The 16,095-nt window shown below is 60.0% G+C and carries 19 protein-coding genes; 18 read left to right on the top strand and 1 reads right to left on the bottom strand.

Features of this window, described 5'->3' with window-relative positions; genetic code table 11:
* Nucleotides 1–201 precede the first annotated feature (201 nt).
* Nucleotides 202–780 carry a Maf family protein gene (locus AC07W4_RS23790; protein WP_495034220.1) on the bottom strand — a complete coding sequence of 193 codons (579 nt, stop codon included), beginning with the start codon at nucleotides 778–780 and terminating at the stop codon, nucleotides 202–204.
* Between the two features lie 105 nt (nucleotides 781–885).
* Here AC07W4_RS23790 and AC07W4_RS23795 point away from each other — a divergent pair, with 105 nt between their 5' ends.
* From AC07W4_RS23795 to AC07W4_RS23880, 18 genes are all read left to right on the top strand, one after another.
* Complete coding sequence (locus AC07W4_RS23795) at nucleotides 886–1,413, top strand: YceD family protein (RefSeq protein ID WP_008050439.1); 528 nt, start codon at nucleotides 886–888, stop codon at nucleotides 1,411–1,413.
* Between the two features lie 13 nt (nucleotides 1,414–1,426).
* Nucleotides 1,427–1,609 carry a 50S ribosomal protein L32 gene (rpmF, locus tag AC07W4_RS23800; RefSeq protein ID WP_003179396.1) on the top strand — a complete coding sequence of 61 codons (183 nt, stop codon included), beginning with the start codon at nucleotides 1,427–1,429 and terminating at the stop codon, nucleotides 1,607–1,609.
* Nucleotides 1,610–1,613: 4 nt separating this feature from the next.
* Complete coding sequence (gene plsX, locus AC07W4_RS23805; RefSeq protein ID WP_495034221.1) at nucleotides 1,614–2,624, top strand: phosphate acyltransferase PlsX; 1,011 nt, start codon at nucleotides 1,614–1,616, stop codon at nucleotides 2,622–2,624.
* Nucleotides 2,625–2,749: 125 nt separating this feature from the next.
* Nucleotides 2,750–3,688 carry an ACP S-malonyltransferase gene (fabD, locus tag AC07W4_RS23810; RefSeq protein ID WP_495034222.1) on the top strand — a complete coding sequence of 313 codons (939 nt, stop codon included), beginning with the start codon at nucleotides 2,750–2,752 and terminating at the stop codon, nucleotides 3,686–3,688.
* Nucleotides 3,689–3,704: 16 nt separating this feature from the next.
* The gene (gene fabG / locus AC07W4_RS23815) at nucleotides 3,705–4,445 is read left to right on the top strand and encodes a 3-oxoacyl-ACP reductase FabG (protein ID WP_007997043.1); all 741 of its coding nucleotides are present in this window, start codon (nucleotides 3,705–3,707) and stop codon (nucleotides 4,443–4,445) included.
* Between the two features lie 196 nt (nucleotides 4,446–4,641).
* A complete protein-coding gene (gene acpP / locus AC07W4_RS23820; RefSeq protein WP_003175607.1) occupies nucleotides 4,642–4,878 on the top strand; it encodes an acyl carrier protein in 237 nt (78 codons plus the stop codon).
* A 109-nt stretch (nucleotides 4,879–4,987) separates the two neighbouring features.
* Complete coding sequence (gene fabF / locus AC07W4_RS23825) at nucleotides 4,988–6,232, top strand: beta-ketoacyl-ACP synthase II (RefSeq protein WP_008050432.1); 1,245 nt, start codon at nucleotides 4,988–4,990, stop codon at nucleotides 6,230–6,232.
* A complete protein-coding gene (gene pabC, locus AC07W4_RS23830; RefSeq protein WP_495034223.1) occupies nucleotides 6,232–7,047 on the top strand; it encodes an aminodeoxychorismate lyase in 816 nt (271 codons plus the stop codon). The genes fabF and pabC overlap by 1 nt, the downstream gene beginning before the upstream one ends.
* 3 nt (nucleotides 7,048–7,050) lie before the next feature.
* Nucleotides 7,051–8,283: an endolytic transglycosylase MltG gene (gene mltG, locus AC07W4_RS23835; protein WP_495034224.1), complete on the top strand. Its 1,233-nt coding sequence runs from the start codon at nucleotides 7,051–7,053 to the stop codon at nucleotides 8,281–8,283.
* 19 nt (nucleotides 8,284–8,302) lie between these two features.
* Nucleotides 8,303–8,935 carry a dTMP kinase gene (gene tmk / locus AC07W4_RS23840; protein WP_495034225.1) on the top strand — a complete coding sequence of 211 codons (633 nt, stop codon included), beginning with the start codon at nucleotides 8,303–8,305 and terminating at the stop codon, nucleotides 8,933–8,935.
* Nucleotides 8,928–9,914: a DNA polymerase III subunit delta' gene (locus AC07W4_RS23845; RefSeq protein WP_495034226.1), complete on the top strand. Its 987-nt coding sequence runs from the start codon at nucleotides 8,928–8,930 to the stop codon at nucleotides 9,912–9,914. Before tmk ends, AC07W4_RS23845 begins: the two co-directional genes overlap by 8 nt.
* Before the next feature lie 72 nt (nucleotides 9,915–9,986).
* Complete coding sequence (locus tag AC07W4_RS23850) at nucleotides 9,987–10,772, top strand: TatD family hydrolase (RefSeq protein ID WP_495034227.1); 786 nt, start codon at nucleotides 9,987–9,989, stop codon at nucleotides 10,770–10,772.
* 342 nt (nucleotides 10,773–11,114) lie between these two features.
* Nucleotides 11,115–11,753, top strand: a complete 639-nt coding sequence (locus tag AC07W4_RS23855) for a TetR/AcrR family transcriptional regulator (protein WP_008050425.1) — start codon at nucleotides 11,115–11,117, stop codon at nucleotides 11,751–11,753.
* 137 nt (nucleotides 11,754–11,890) lie between these two features.
* A complete protein-coding gene (locus AC07W4_RS23860) occupies nucleotides 11,891–12,859 on the top strand; it encodes a GTP 3',8-cyclase MoaA (RefSeq protein WP_008050423.1) in 969 nt (322 codons plus the stop codon).
* 171 nt (nucleotides 12,860–13,030) lie between these two features.
* On the top strand, nucleotides 13,031–13,639 hold the full coding sequence (locus AC07W4_RS23865; RefSeq protein WP_223545539.1) for a DUF4823 domain-containing protein: 609 nt from the start codon (nucleotides 13,031–13,033) through the stop codon (nucleotides 13,637–13,639).
* A gap of 16 nt (nucleotides 13,640–13,655) precedes the next feature.
* Nucleotides 13,656–14,216, top strand: coding sequence for a DUF1285 domain-containing protein (locus AC07W4_RS23870; RefSeq protein ID WP_495034228.1), 561 nt, complete (start codon nucleotides 13,656–13,658; stop codon nucleotides 14,214–14,216).
* Nucleotides 14,217–14,408: 192 nt separating this feature from the next.
* Nucleotides 14,409–15,125, top strand: a complete 717-nt coding sequence (locus AC07W4_RS23875) for a FadR/GntR family transcriptional regulator (protein ID WP_046037461.1) — start codon at nucleotides 14,409–14,411, stop codon at nucleotides 15,123–15,125.
* A 48-nt stretch (nucleotides 15,126–15,173) separates the two neighbouring features.
* A complete protein-coding gene (locus AC07W4_RS23880; protein WP_495034229.1) occupies nucleotides 15,174–16,049 on the top strand; it encodes an SMP-30/gluconolactonase/LRE family protein in 876 nt (291 codons plus the stop codon).
* The last annotated feature ends 46 nt before the right edge of the window (nucleotides 16,050–16,095 follow it).

The raw sequence follows: 16,095 nt of genomic DNA on the forward strand, positions 1-16,095 counted from the left end.
CGCCTAACTGATCGGCATTAGCCCAGGTGGCCGGTTTTTTGCGTTTGAACGCAGTCTCTGTAGCAGCTGGCGAAGCCCGCGTTCGAGTGCGCAGCGCTCGCAATTCCGGTGCGCGATTTGCCTGTAAGGTCGCGGTGGACGTCTTGGCGAGTGCTGCGGACTCGAACGCAGGCTTCGCCAGCTGCTACATGCTTGTCGTAATCAGGGGATTCGTACGCCTTCGGCGAGCAGCATGTCCACGAGGCGAATCAAGGGCAGGCCGACGAGGCTGGTAGCGTCCGGACCTTCGGTGCTTTGAAACAGGCTTACCCCCAGGCCTTCGGCCTTGAAGCTGCCAGCGCAGTCGTAGGGTTGCTCGGCGTGCAGGTAGCGTTCGATGCGGGGTGCGTCGAGTGTGCGCATGTGTACGGTGAACGGCACGCAATCGACCTGGCAGTGCCCGGTCTGGCTGTTGAGCAGGGCCAGGCCGGTCAGGAATGTCACGCTGGCACCGCTGGCGGCCAGCAGTTGTTCGCGGGCTTTTTCGAACGTGTGGGGCTTGCCGATTATCCGGCCTCCCAGCACGGCGACCTGGTCGGAGCCGATTATCAGATGAGTGGTATGGCTGTCGGCCAGGGCGCGGGCTTTCTCTTCGGCGAGGCGTTTGACCAGCTCGATGGCGGATTCGCCCGGGCGATGGCTTTCGTCGATATCCGGCGAGCTGCAAGTGAATGGCAGCTGCAGGCGGGTCAGCAATTCCCGGCGATAGGCCGAGCTGGAAGCGAGTAATAAAGGCAGCATGCGCAACTCCATAAGGCGTGCGCGAATTCTAGCGAGGCTTCCAAGTGACGGACAGGGCTGAATTTCCTTTGACATGGGCGGGTGCATCCCTATAATGCTGCGCCTATGTTGAATGACCCGATTCCACCTCACGTTGACCCGCGCAAATTGGCTGATCGTGGCACCACCCTTCAAGGTGAAATGCTGCTGGCCGATTTGGAGAGACTCTGCGACCCGCTTTCCGACAATGTCGGTACGGTGCAGGCTAAATTCGTTTTTGAACGAGATGAACGTAAATCTGTGGTCATCCACAGCTTTATCGACACTGAAGTCAAAATGGTTTGCCAGCGTTGTCTTGAGCTGGTCACCCTGCCGATCCATAGCGAATGCAGTTACGCTGTGGTGAAGGAGGGTGCGAATACCCAGTCGTTGCCGAAAGGTTATGACGTGCTGGAACTGGGCGAAGATCCTTTGGATCTGCAGTCACTGATCGAGGAGGAGCTTCTGCTCGCCTTGCCCATTGTGCCTGCTCATCATCCGGAAGAATGCCAGCAGCCGGCGGGTCTCGATGAGCCCGAACCGAGCGAGGACGAGGTAACGCGGTCCAACCCGTTCAGTGTATTGGCGCAGTTAAAGCGTGACCCAAACGTTTAGGAGTTAATCAATTATGGCTGTTCAGCAGAACAAAAAATCCCGCTCTGCCCGTGACATGCGCCGTTCGCACGACGCTCTCGAGGCTAGCACCCTGTCTGTAGAAAAAACCACCGGTGAAGTTCACCTGCGTCACCACGTATCGCCAGAAGGCGTATACCGTGGCCGTAAAGTGATCGACAAGGGCGCTGACGAGTAATCACTTGTCCGCTCAAGTCATCGCGATTGACGCAATGGGCGGGGACTTCGGTCCCCGCAGCATTGTCCAGGCCAGCCTTGCCTGCCTGTTTGCTACACCCTCGCTGCACCTGACCCTCGTCGGTCAACCTTCCCTTCTTGAAGAATTGATTGCTGGCCATCCGGCTGTGGATCGCGCGCGCCTGTCGATTACTCCGGCGTCCGAAGTCATCACCATGGACGAAAAGCCTGCCCAGGCCCTGCGCGGTAAACCCGACTCGTCGATGCGCGTGGCGCTTGAGTTGTTGCGTGACGGCAAGGTCCAGGCCTGTGTCAGTGCGGGCAATACCGGCGCGCTGATGGCGTTGTCGCGGTTCGTGCTCAAGACTCTGCCGGGCATAGACCGTCCGGCCATGGTGGCGGCGATTCCGACACAAAAAGGTTACTGCCAATTGCTCGATCTGGGCGCCAACGTTGATTGCAGTGCCGAGCATCTGTTGCAGTTTGCGGTCATGGGTTCGGTTGCAGCTGAAACCCTGGGCATAGCGCGTCCTCGTGTGGCGTTGCTGAACATCGGCACCGAAGACATCAAGGGCAATCAACAGGTCAAGTTGGCGGCGACTTTGTTGCAAGGCGCCCGTGGCATCAATTACATCGGCTTTATCGAGGGCGACGGTTTGTACCGTGGCGAAGCGGATGTGGTGGTGTGTGACGGTTTTGTCGGCAACATCCTGCTCAAATCCAGCGAGGGTCTGGCGACCATGATTGCCGGGCGCATCGAAGCGTTGTTCAGGAAGGGCGTGGCCTCTCGCGTGATCGGCGCGCTGGCGCTGCCCTTGATGAAGCGCCTGCAGGCCGATCTGGCGCCTGCCCGGCATAACGGCGCGAGCTTTCTCGGCTTGCAGGGTATTGTGGTGAAAAGCCACGGTTCTGCCGGGGTCCAGGGGTTTCAAAGTGCCATTGAGCGCGCCTTGATCGAGATTCAGGAGAATCTTCCCGAGCGCCTGCATGGTCGTCTGGAGGATTTGTTGCTTTAGGCGTTTTCGTCGGACAATGCTTAAATGTGACCGCTTGGTTCGATGGGCCATCCAACTGTCAGTTTCTTGCGTCTCCAAAGCGGGGCGCCAACTCTCCGACGACAAGATCATTAGGGGCTTGTTACATGTCTGCTTCCCTCGCATTCGTCTTTCCAGGACAGGGTTCGCAGTCCCTCGGCATGCTGGCCGAGCTGGGCGCGCAACATCCGGTTGTCCTTGAAACATTCAAAGAAGCTTCCGATGCTCTGGGTTACGACCTGTGGGCACTGACCCAGCAAGGGCCGGAAGAGCAACTCAATCAAACCGATAAAACTCAGCCGGCCATTCTGACCGCCTCTATCGCCCTGTGGCGTCTGTGGCTGGCCGAAGGTGGCGCGCGTCCGGCTTATGTTGCCGGGCACAGCCTGGGTGAATACAGCGCGCTGGTCGCGGCAGGCAGTCTGAGCCTGGGCGATGCGGTGAAGCTCGTCGAGCGTCGTGGCCAGTTGATGCAGGAAGCCGTTCCGGCCGGGCAGGGCGGCATGGCTGCTATCCTGGGTCTGGATGACGCCGACGTACTGGCAGCTTGTGCCGAAGCGGCGCAAGGCGAAGTGGTCAGCGCAGTCAATTTCAACTCGCCGGGCCAGGTGGTCATCGCCGGTGCCAAGGCTGCCGTCGAGCGCGCCATCGAAGGTTGCAAGGCGCGTGGTGCCAAGCGCGCCATGCCACTGCCGGTCAGCGTGCCGTCGCACTGTGAGCTGATGCGTCCGGCAGCCGAGCGTTTCGCTGAATCGATCGCGGCGATCGACTGGCAGGCGCCGCAGATTCCCGTGGTGCAGAACGTCAGTGCCCAGGTGCCGGCCGATCTGGAAACCCTCAAGCGCGATCTGCTCGAGCAACTGTACAAGCCAGTACGCTGGGTTGAATCCGTCCAGGCGCTGGCCGCCAAGGGCGCGACCGATCTGGTCGAGTGTGGCCCGGGCAAAGTGCTGGCCGGTCTGAACAAACGTTGCGCCGAAGGCGTGTCGACATCCAACCTCAATACCCCAGACGCTTTCGCTGCCGCCCGTGCAGCGTTGGCCTGAATCAGGAGAAGCTTGCATGAGTCTGCAAGGTAAAGTTGCACTGGTCACCGGTGCCAGCCGTGGCATCGGCCAGGCTATCGCCCTGGAGCTGGGTCGTCAGGGGGCCATCGTTGTGGGTACCGCGACCTCCGCGTCGGGTGCCGAGCGCATTGCCGCGACCCTGAAGGAAAACGGTATTCAGGGCACTGGCCTGGAACTCAATGTCACCAGCGACGAGTCCGTTGCGGCGGTCCTGGCGAGCATCCAGGAGCAGTTCGGTGCGCCGGCAATTCTGGTCAATAATGCCGGTATCACCCGCGATAACCTGATGATGCGCATGAAAGACGACGAGTGGCACGACGTTGTCGATACCAATCTGAACAGTCTGTTCCGCCTGTCCAAGGGCGTTTTGCGCGGCATGACCAAAGCCCGTTGGGGCCGAATTATCAGTATTGGCTCGGTTGTGGGTGCCATGGGCAACGCAGGCCAAGTAAACTACGCTGCCGCCAAGGCCGGTCTGGAAGGTTTCAGCCGTGCACTGGCGCGAGAAGTCGGTTCGCGTTCGATTACGGTAAACTCGGTGGCCCCTGGGTTCATCGATACCGATATGACCCGTGAACTGCCCGAGGCACAGCGTGAAGCCTTGCAGACGCAGATTCCGCTGGGTCGTCTGGGGCAGGCTCAAGAGATCGCGTCCGTGGTCGCTTTTCTTGCGTCGGACGGTGCGGCTTACGTTACCGGAGCTACAATCCCGGTGAACGGCGGGATGTACATGTAATTCAAATGTGACGGATTGCTTCAAAAAAATGTCATACGAGCTGTCTAAAATCCGTTATAAAGCTGCAATCTATTTATAGGCAGAGGGTCACCGGGTTCGAGGAGTGAAGCTTTCAGTTGAAAAGCTGAAAAGCCTTTCTATACACTTACCCACTGGCCAGCTGCCTGAATTTGTCCATTAGGAGTGAAAACAAGGTATGAGCACCATCGAAGAGCGCGTCAAGAAAATCGTTGCTGAGCAACTGGGCGTTAAAGAAGAAGAAGTGGTCAACACTGCTTCCTTCGTTGAAGACCTGGGTGCCGACTCCCTTGACACCGTTGAGCTGGTGATGGCTCTGGAAGAGGAATTCGAGACCGAAATCCCTGACGAAGAAGCCGAGAAGATCACTACTGTACAAGCTGCAATCGACTACGTTACTAGCCACCAGGCGTAATAGTTTGTAATCGTTGCTCGCTGTCATGGAAAAACCGCACTGCCATCATGGCGTGCGGTTTTTTCTTTAGGCCTGATGCAAAGTCGTCATTTGAAAAAAGGAGAGTGCTGTGTCGCGTAGACGCGTCGTAGTCACCGGTATGGGTATGTTGTCGCCACTGGGTACGGATGTGCCGAGCAGCTGGCAGGGCATTCTGGCTGGCCGCAGTGGCATTGGTCTGATCGAACACGCCGACCTTTCTGCCTATTCCACCCGTTTTGGCGGCTCGGTAAAGGACTTCAATGTCGAGGAATACCTGTCGGTCAAGGAAGCCCGCAAGCTCGACCTGTTCATTCAATACGGTCTGGCCGCAGGTTTTCAGGCGGTACGCAATGCCGGTCTGGAAGTCACCGACGCCAACCGTGAGCGTATCGGCGTGGCCATGGGCTCGGGTATTGGCGGTCTGACCAATATCGAAGAAACTGCCCGTACGCTGCACGAGACCGGCCCACGACGGATCTCACCGTTCTTCGTGCCAGGCTCGATCATCAATATGATTTCCGGTTTCCTGTCCATCCACCTCGGTGCACAGGGACCTAACTACGCCATCGCCACGGCCTGTACCACTGGCACACACTGCATTGGCATGGCGGCCCGCAACATCATGTACGACGAAGCCGACGTGATGATTGCCGGCGGCGCCGAGATGGCGGCCTGCGGTCTGGGCATGGGCGGCTTCGGTGCCTCCCGTGCGCTGTCGACCCGCAACGACGAGCCGACCCGCGCCAGCCGTCCATGGGACAAGGGCCGCGATGGCTTTGTATTGTCCAATGGTGCCGGTGCGCTGGTGCTGGAAGAACTCGAGCACGCCAAGGCGCGTGGCGCGACCATCTACGCCGAGCTGATCGGCTTCGGCACCAGTGGCGATGCCTACCACATGACCTCGCCGCCAGCCGATGGCGCAGGTGCAGCGCGCTGCATCACCAATGCGCTGCGCGATGCCAGAATCAACGGCGATCAAGTGCAGTACATCAACGCCCACGGCACTTCGACACCCGCAGGCGACCTGGCCGAAGTCAATGCGATCAAGTCGGTGTTCGGCGAGCACGCCTACAAGCTGGCCGTCAGTTCCACCAAGTCCATGACCGGCCACCTGCTGGGTGCGGCCGGCGCGGTCGAGGCGATCTTCAGCGTGCTGGCAATCAACAGTCAGGTAGCCCCGCCGACCATCAACCTCGATGAGCCGGACGAAGGCTGCGACCTCGATTTCGTGCCGCACACGGCGCGCAACATGGATATCGATGTGGTCGTTTCCAACTCCTTCGGTTTTGGCGGCACCAACGGCTCGCTGGTGTTCCGCCGGTTCGCAGGCTGATGGACAGCTGGGTCGACGGTCAGCCGGCTGACGCTTTGTCGCTGAAGGATCGCGGCCTGGCTTACGGCGATGGTCTGTTCGAGACCATCGCCGTGCGCAGCGGGCAGCCCGTGTTGCTGGACCGGCATCTGTCGCGTTTGGCGGACGGCTGTTCGCGCCTGGCGATAACCACCGGGCATGAGCTGATCCGTAGCGAACTGCTGGCCTACGCAGCGGCTCTGGGTGACGGGGTGCTCAAGCTCATTCTCACCCGTGGCGACGGCCTGCGCGGTTACGCCCCCGATCCTTCGGCTCAGGCCCGACGCATTCTGCAAGGCAATCCACCGGCGGCTTATCCTGCTGCGCATGGTGAGCAGGGTGTTCGTCTGTTTCCTTGCGTCACGCGATTGTCCAGGCAGCCATTACTGGCCGGTCTCAAGCACCTCAATCGTCTTGAACAAGTCCTCGCCCGTGCCGAATGGCAGGACACCGAGCATGCCGAAGGCTTGATGCTCGATCAGGCCGGGCGCGTGATTGAAGGTGTGTTCAGCAACCTGTTCCTGGTGCGTGATGGCGTGCTCGTCACCGCTGACCTCAAGCGCTGCGGCGTGGAAGGCGTGATGCGTGCCGAAATATTGTTTCAAGCCAGGTCGCTGGGAATCCCCACGCAAATCACCGATATCCCCCTCGAACAGCTGCAATGGGCTGACGAAGTCTTTGTCTGCAACAGCGTGTATGGTATCTGGCCGGTGCGCGCCTATGCTGCTCTTCACTGGCCGGTTGGGCCGCTCACCCGTAAACTCCAAACCATTGCCCGTGCGCTACTGGATGCTTGATACGTGAGACGTAAACTCTTGCTGCTGCTGGAAACCGGAGTGGTTCTGGCAGGGCTGCTGATGGGTGCTTCAGCCTGGAAAATTCATTCGGCGCTGGTACAGCCGCTGAACATTGCCCAGGAACAATTGCTGGATGTGCCCAAGGGCACCACGCCGACCCGCACCTTCTACCGACTCGAAGCCAATGGCGTCATCAAGGACGCATTCTGGCTGCGGGTGTACTGGCGCTTCAACCTCGCCAAACAACCCCTGCACAGCGGTGAATACCGCATGAAACCGGGCATGACCGTCGAAGGCCTGATCGACCTGTGGAAACGCGGGGAAATGGTTCAGTACAGCCTGACCCTGGTCGAAGGCTGGAATTTCCGTCAGGTCCGTGCAGCGCTGGCCAAGGAAGAGAGGCTCGACCATAGCCTCGACGGTTTGAGCGACAGCCAGGTCATGGACAAGCTCGGCCACACCGGGATTTTTCCGGAAGGGCGCTTCTTCCCTGACACCTATCGTTACGTACGGGGCATGTCCGATGTCGAGCTGCTGAAAACCGCTTACGAGCGCCTCGACGAAGTGCTGGCCAAGGAGTGGGAGCAGCGCTCTTCCGATGTGCCGTACACCGAGCCCTACCAGGCGCTGATCATGGCTTCGCTGGTGGAAAAGGAAACCGGCGTACCGCAGGAGCGCGGGCAGATTGCCGGTGTGTTTGTGCGACGCATGGCGATTGGCATGCTGCTGCAGACTGACCCGACGGTGATCTACGGCCTCGGCGACCGCTACAGCGGCAAGCTGACCCGGGCTCACCTCAAGGAATCGACGCCCTATAACACCTACATGAATGCGGGCCTGCCGCCGACGCCGATTTCCATGGTCGGTCGCGAAGCCATCCATGCGGCGCTCAATCCGGTGGAGGGCAACAGCCTTTACTTCGTGGCGCGTGGCGATGGCACTCACGTGTTCTCCGACGACCTGGATGCCCACAACAATGCCGTGAGGGAGTTCCAGCTCAAGCGTCGCACCGATTACCGTTCCAGCCCGGCACCCACTGCCACGCCAGAGACGGCGCAGACCCAGACTGAACAAAACGGTACGCAGGACGCTCAGGCTTCGCAGGAGCAGGCGCCGATCCCGGCCGCTTCACCGAACACGGCTCCCGAGGCGCTGCCGCAGGTGCCGGCGCAAGATCCTGCGCCAGCCCCTGAAACGCCCGAACTCGATGCCAACGCACCGAAAAGCTCGCAATGACTCTGACTAAGGACTGCCTGTGACCGGTTTGTTTATTACTCTGGAAGGCCCCGAAGGCGCCGGCAAGAGCACCAATCGCGAATACCTGGCCGAGCGCCTGCGCGCCGCCGGCATCGAGGTGGTGCTGACCCGCGAGCCGGGTGGCACGCCGCTGGCCGAGCGCATCCGTGAAGTGCTGCTGGCCCCTGTCGATGAAGTCATGAACCCGGATACCGAGTTGCTGCTGGTGTTCGCGGCGCGTGCCCAGCACCTGGCCGAGGTGATTCGTCCGGCGCTTGCCCGCGGCGCCGTGGTCTTGTGTGATCGTTTCACAGATTCGACATACGCCTACCAGGGTGGCGGTCGCGGCTTGTCGCTGGAGCGCATTGCGACCCTGGAAACCTTCGTCCAGGGAGATCTGCGCCCGGACCTGACGCTGATTTTCGATCTGCCTGTCGAGGTCGGCCTGGCCCGCGCCAGCGCTCGTGGTCGCCTGGATCGCTTCGAGCTCGAAGGCCGGACCTTTTTCGATGCCGTACGCAGTGCCTTCCTCAAGCGGGCCAAGGCGGATCCGGCACGTTATGTGCTGGTCGACGCTGCCCGGCCGTTGGCACAGGTCCAGCAATCGCTGGATGCCTTGCTGCCGCGCCTGCTGGAGTTGAACCGTGGCTGAGGCCTACCCGTGGCAGGAAAACCTCTGGCAGCAACTGGCCGGTCGCGCCCAGCATGCGCACGCCTACCTGCTGCATGGCCCCGCCGGGATCGGCAAGCGGGCACTGGCCGAGCGCTTGATGGCCAGCTTGCTGTGCCAGCGCCCGAACGCGCTGCAAGCCTGTGGCGAATGCAAATCCTGCCTGCTGCTCAAGGCTGGCAGCCACCCGGATAACTACATCCTGGAACCGGAAGAAGCCGACAAGGCGATCAAGGTCGACCAGGTTCGCGACCTGGTCGGTTTCGTGGTGCAGACCGCGCAGTTGGGCGGGCGCAAAGTGGTGCTGATCGAGCCGGCCGAGTCGATGAACATCAACGCTGCCAATGCCTTGCTCAAAAGTCTTGAAGAGCCGTCCGGCGATACCGTTCTGTTGCTGGTCAGCCATCAGCCGAGCCGCTTGTTGCCAACCATCAAGAGTCGTTGCGTGCAGCAGGCCTGTCCGCTGCCGGGCGAGGCCATGAGCTTGAAGTGGCTGGCCCAGGCGTTACCGGAGTGTTCCGAAGACGAGCGCGTCGAACTGCTGACCCTGGCCGCCGGTTCGCCGCTGGCGGCGGTCAATCTCCAGGGCCAAGGCGTACGCGAACAGCGCGCGCAAGTGGTGGAAGGGGTGAAAAAACTCCTCAAGCAACAGCAGTCGCCGACGCAACTGGCCGAAGAATGGAAAAACATTCCGATGTTGCGCCTGTTCGACTGGTTCTGCGATTGGTCGAGCCTGATCCTGCGCTATCAGTTGACCCAGGATGAAGCCGGGCTCGGCCTTGCCGACATGCGCAAGGTCGTGCAATACCTGGCGCAGAAAAGCGCCCAGGGCAAAGTCCTCGATATCCAGGACTGGATCCTCGCCCAGCGACAGAAAGTCCTGAGCAAGGCCAACCTCAATCCGGCCTTGCTGCTGGAGGCATTGCTGGTGCAATGGGCGTCGTTGCCTGCCCAACGATGACTGACTGCGCCTAAACTCTGAGTATCGGTACATCCGACCGTCCCACCCATTCGATACAAGTTGCAGCCCTTTATGCTCGTAGATTCCCATTGCCACCTTGATCGCCTCGACCTGGCCGCCCACGACGGCTCCCTGGATGCTGCCCTGGATGCGGCCCGGCAGCGCGGGGTAGGGCACTTTCTGTGTATTGGTGTCAGCGCGGACAACGCGGCCGACGTCAAGGCCCTGGCCGAACGTTATGACGACGTCGACTGCTCGGTGGGCGTGCACCCTCTGGATGTGCAACCGGGTGCCGCGCCGGCGCTGGACTGGTTGTTGCACGAACTCAACCACCCGCGCGTGGTGGCGATTGGCGAAACAGGCCTGGACTATCACTACGAGCCGGAAGCGGCAGAGTTGCAGCAGGAGTCCTTCCGTCTGCACCTGCAGGCGGCGCAACAGACCGGCAAACCGGTGATCATCCATACCCGTGGCGCCCGCGCCGATACCCTGGACTTGCTGCGAGAAGCGGCGCTGCCCCAGGCGGGCGTATTGCATTGCTTTACCGAAGACTGGGAGATGGCGAAGGTCGCGCTGGACATGGGCTATTACATTTCCCTGTCCGGGATTGTCACTTTCCGTAATGCCGACGCGTTGCGCGATGTGGCCAGCAAGGTGCCCGCCGACCGGTTGCTGGTGGAAACCGACTCGCCGTACCTGGCGCCGATTCCCTATCGCGGCAAGCCAAACCTGCCGCAGTACGTGCGTGAGGTTGCGGAATTTCTGGCAATGTTGCGTGGTGAGCCCTACGAGCGGTTTGCCGAACAAACCACGGCGAATTTCAAGCGACTGTTCCCGCAGGCGCACGTGAAAGGTTAAATCGCAGGCAAAAAAAACCCGGGTTCTGGGGGGTGAATCCGGGTTAAGACCATTAGGAGTAAAACAATGGCACGCGGTCCGTTGGTACCAATATCGGCGTGACACTTGGGGGAGATGCCCCGCCGACAGTTCAAGTATTGATCAGGATTGCGCCTCGTCCAGTTTAGCGGCACGGGTTTTTAAACAAATTTGGAATACGTGCGCTTCGGAAGAGTTCTCATCACCCTGTAAACGTACGCGGAATGACCAGAAAGCGCAGATATGGTCGGATGATCCGTGCATTTTTGCGTAAGTTAGGCATAATACGCGGCTTCGAATTTTGACCCCGACAGACCTTTTCTTATGCATAAAGAACCTCGTAAGGTCCGTGAATTCCGTCGCCGTGAGCAGGAAATTCTCGATACCGCGCTCAAGCTGTTCCTCGAACAAGGTGAAGACAGTGTCACCGTCGAGATGATTGCTGATGCCGTCGGTATCGGTAAAGGCACGATCTACAAGCACTTCAAGTCCAAGGCCGAGATCTATCTGCGCCTGATGCTCGACTACGAGCGCGATTTGAACGAGCTGTTACACTCCGCCGACGTCGACAAGGACAAGGAAGCCCTGTCCCGCGCCTATTTCGAATTCCGCATGCGCGATCCACAACGCTATCGTCTGTTCGATCGGCTCGAAGAGAAAGTGGTCAAGGGCAATCAGGTGCCGGAGATGATCGAGGAGCTGCACAAGATCCGTGCCTCGAACTTTGAACGCCTGACCTTGCTGATCAAGGGCCGGATCAGCGAAGGCAAGCTGGAAGACGTGCCACCTTACTTCCATTACTGCGCGTCCTGGGCGCTGGTGCACGGTGCCGTCGCGCTGTATCACTCGCCGTTCTGGAGCAATGTGCTGGAAGATCAGGAAGGTTTCTTCCAGTTCCTGATGGACATCGGCGTGCGCATGGGCAACAAGCGCAAGCGTGACACCGACACTTCCGGCAGCTGAGCCATTCAGTTGCCTTATTGCGCCATGATTTCGCTACTTGGCGCAGTACCGCAGGAATATACTCAGGTAGAGGACTTGCTAAAACTTGATTTCTGAGTCAAGTTTTAGCGGCCCGATATTCTTCCGCCGGAGTGACCATGATCGTTGACCGTCAAGGCAGGCGTTTTCGCAACTTGCGAATCAGTCTGACCTCAGCCTGCAATTACGCCTGTACCTACTGCGTGCCCAACGGCAAGCGGCTGGTGGCTGCGCAGGATGAATTGTCGGCCGAAGCCATGGCGCGCGGCGTGGCTTATCTGATTGAAGCGGCGGGTATCGAGCGTCTGCGCATTACCGGCGGCGAGCCGCTGGTCAGCCCGAAACTCGAAGCGTTCATGACAGCGGTCGGTCAGATGGGCCTGGAAGACATCAGCCTGACCACCAATGGCCAGTTACTGGCGAAGAAACTGCCGCTGCTGGTGAACGCCGGCATTCGGCGTCTCAACGTTTCCCTCGATACCCTCGATGCGAGTGCGTTCCGCAGCATTGCCCGGGGCGGCGATCTGGCCACTGTGCTCAACGGCATGAGCGAGGCCAGTGCGGCCGGCATGAAGATCAAGGTCAACATGGTGCCGCTGCGCGGGCAGAACCTTGACCAAGTGATGCCGCTGCTCGATTACTGCCTGGAACGTGGATATGAACTGCGCTTCATCGAGCTGATGCGCATGGGCCACCTGGCCAACGACTCCAATGCCTTTCTGCAACAGTTCGTCAGCCTCCAGCAATTGCTGAGCCTGATCGGCGAGCGCTACGAATATCTGCAGGCCGATGCACCCGTCGATGCGACAGCGGTGCGCTATGAAATTCCGGGGCAAGGCCATTTCGGCGTGATCGCCAACGAAAGTGTGCCGTTCTGCCGTACCTGCTCGCGCCTTCGTTTGTCTTCTACCGGGTGGCTGCATGGCTGCCTGTCGTCGAGCAATCGCCATTACATCGGCGACCTGCTGGACAAGCCGCGCCACCAGGCGCTGCCGGCCTTGCAGCGGCTGCTGGTGAAAGCCTTGGGGGACAAGCAGGAAGTGGCGTTCTCTGGTGGGGCGACTGTCATGAAGATCATCGGCGGCTGATCGGGCCTCATCGCGGGCAAGCCACGCTCTCACAGGGTTTTGCGTAAACCCTGTGGGAGCGTGGCTTGCCCGCGATTGCGTTTGATCAGGCAACGCGCAACTTGAGCTGGCGCGGAAGCTGCATCCTACGGCCATTCGCCGGTTTTCCGACACCGGCCCCTGGAGGATAGGATGCGTAGCCTGGTTTTGCTGCTGGCCGTTTTGGCACTTGGTGGCTGCATGAACGTCAGCGATATGGCCGAAGGGACTCGTTACCATATGAGCGATGCGGGGTTGCTCGACCACAGTGACAGCCGTCGCGTAAACAACCTGCGCATTCAGCCGGACTCGTTCGTCTATATCGCCCAAGGTGCTTTCATGCCCCCAGGCAGCGACGTTTACCCGCGGCCGAACGTGATTGCCGAAGTCGCGTTCGATGGCTTCGTCGAATACTTCCCGATGGTCCGCCGTGCCCGTACACCGGAAGGCCTCGACCAGGCCATGGGCGAGGCCCGTGCCGCCGGTGCGCACTATCTGCTCTACACCCGGTTTGCCAAGTCCGACGACCGTATCGGCAACTCGGACGAGTGGCTGGATCAGGAAGCCCTGGATCGTCTCGGCATCGACAGCGGTATGATTCAGATCATGTTGATCGAGACCAGCACCCAGTATTTGATTGATACTGCAACCATCAAGAGTCGTGGCGGTTTACTGACGTTCCACGATAAAAAACCCGAAGACCTGATGGGCCCGCCGCTGGAGCAATACGCGCGCAGCCTGCTGGGGCTCAGCGACCAGTAATCCCGAGGAGAACGCCATGAGTGGCCCGCAAAAAGCCAACGACCTGCTGGGGCAAATCCCCAAGACCCAAGGCTTGCCGCCGGTGCACCTGTGGAACCCCGATTTCTGCGGCGACATCGACATGCGCATCGCCCGGGACGGCACCTGGTATTACCTGGGTACGCCGATCGGGCGCAAGCCGATGGTCAAACTGTTCTCCACCATCATTCGCCGCGACGGCGATGATTATTTCCTGATTACCCCGGTGGAAAAGGTCGGCATCAAAGTCGACGATGCGCCGTTCGTGGCGATTGCGGTGGACGTGGAGGGCGAGGGTGAGGCGCAGCTGTTGCGCTTTACCACCAACGTCGATGAAACCACCGAGGCCGGCGCCGATCATCCGATGCGCGTGGTCATCGACCCGGTAACGCAAGAGCCAGCCCCTTACGTGCATGTGCGCAGCAATCTTGAGGCGTTGATCCATCGCAACGTGTTCTATCAGTTGGTGGAGCTGGCGGTGAGTCGCGAGATCGATGGCCAGCGCTGGCTCGGTGTATGGAGTGGCGGCGAGTTTTTCCCCATCGGCCTCGAACCCTGACGCAAAAACCCTGTGGGAGCGGGCTTGCTCGCGAAAGCGCTGGGTCAGCCGACATCTTTGTCGGATGTGACTCCGTCTTCGCGAGCAAGCCTGCTCCCACATTAGATTTCTGATTTCTTCAAAAAATCAAATTGACATCCAATCGTATGATGATTAGCGTGGGCCTCCATTGCGAACGGCTTTGAGGTGTCCATGTCCAGCAGCTTTCATGCATCGACGGTTGACTGGCTGGGCTGCTGGCTCGCCACGGGGCAGGTCAAGCCGGGTGAGTCACTCAAGGTCGAAGCCGACCTCGGCGAACAACTCGGCGTGAGCCGCACGGTTATCCGTGAAGCCATCAAGACCCTGGTTGCCAAAGGCATGCTCGAGGTCGGGCCGAAAGTCGGCACGCGGGTGTTGCCGGTACGGCGCTGGAATCTCTTCGATCCACAAGTCGTCGGCTGGTTGTCGCGCAGCGGCTTACCGGAAAACTTCGTCGACGATCTGCTCGACCTGCGCCGCACCATCGAACCGATGGCCGTGCGCTGGGCTTGCGAGCGCGCCACCGGCGAACAGGTGAACGCGATCCTGTTGGCCTGCAACGCGCTGGAGCGGGCGGTGGACAGCGGCATCGATTACAACCGTGCCGACCAGCTCTTCCACGAGTGCATCCTCGCCGCCAGCCACAATCAATTCATCGAACAAATGGTTCCTGCCCTCGGCGCGTTGCTGGCGGTGGCCTTTGAAGTGTCCGCCGCCGACCCGGATGAACTGCGTCGCACCCTGCCGATTCACCGGGACCTGGCCGAGGCTATCGCGGCCCGTGATACCGCCCGGGGTGTCTGGGCCTGCATGACCCTGATCGATAACGCAGACCTTGCGATCAAGCGTTACTACCCGCAAGTCATGGCCGATAAAAAAGCCAGCTGATAATGAAGACGCTCCCCACAAAAAAACAACAACAATGCAGGAGGTTTCATGGCGTGGACTGCGGTGACCGAACATCGGGCACAACTGGGCGAAGGCCCGTTCTGGGATGCGCCCACCCGAGCCCTGTATTGGGTGGATATCGCTGGTAAACAGGCGCTGCGATTGATCGGCGCCAACGTGCAGATCTGGCAGATGCCGGAGCACGTGTCGGCGTTCATTCCCTGTGAAAGCGGCGACGCGCTGGTGACATTGAGCAGCGGCGTGTATCGCCTCGATCTCGATTCACCCGGCCTGGCGCCGCGCCTGACATTGTTCTGCGTGGTAGATCCGCAACCGGGCAATCGCCCCAACGAAGCCCGTTGCGACGCCCAGGGCCGGCTCTGGCTCGGCACCATGCAAAACAATATCGGCGAACACGGCGAGGACCTGCCCATCGTCCGTCGTTCCGGCGGGCTGTTCCGCATCGATCGCGCCGGGCGGGTTGCGCCGTTGCTGCGCAACCTGGGCATTCCCAACACGCTGCTGTGGAGCGATGACGCTACCCGCGTGTATTTCGGCGACAGCCTCGACGGCACCTTGTATCGACATTTCATCCGTACCGACGGAGCCCTCGATGCGCCGCAGGTCTGGTTTGGTCCGCACGGACGTGGCGGCCCGGACGGTTCGGCGATGGATGCCGAAGGTTTTATCTGGAATGCCCGTTGGGATGGCAGCTGCCTGCTCAGGTTGAGCCCGGACGGCAAAGTCGATCGGATCATCGAGCTACCGATCAGTCGCCCCACCAGCTGTGTTTTTGGCGGTGGAGACCTGAAAACCCTGTACATCACCAGCGCGGCGAGTCCGCTGGGCCATCCGTTGGATGGGGCGGTGTTGTCGATTGCAGTGGATGTGCCTGGAAAGCATTGCATGCGGTTTGTTGGATAAATCCCAAAATATGGGATGTAAATATATATATTGAGATTTGTCGCGA

It is taken from the genome of Pseudomonas sp. GW821-FHT02A08 (assembly GCF_059422045.1).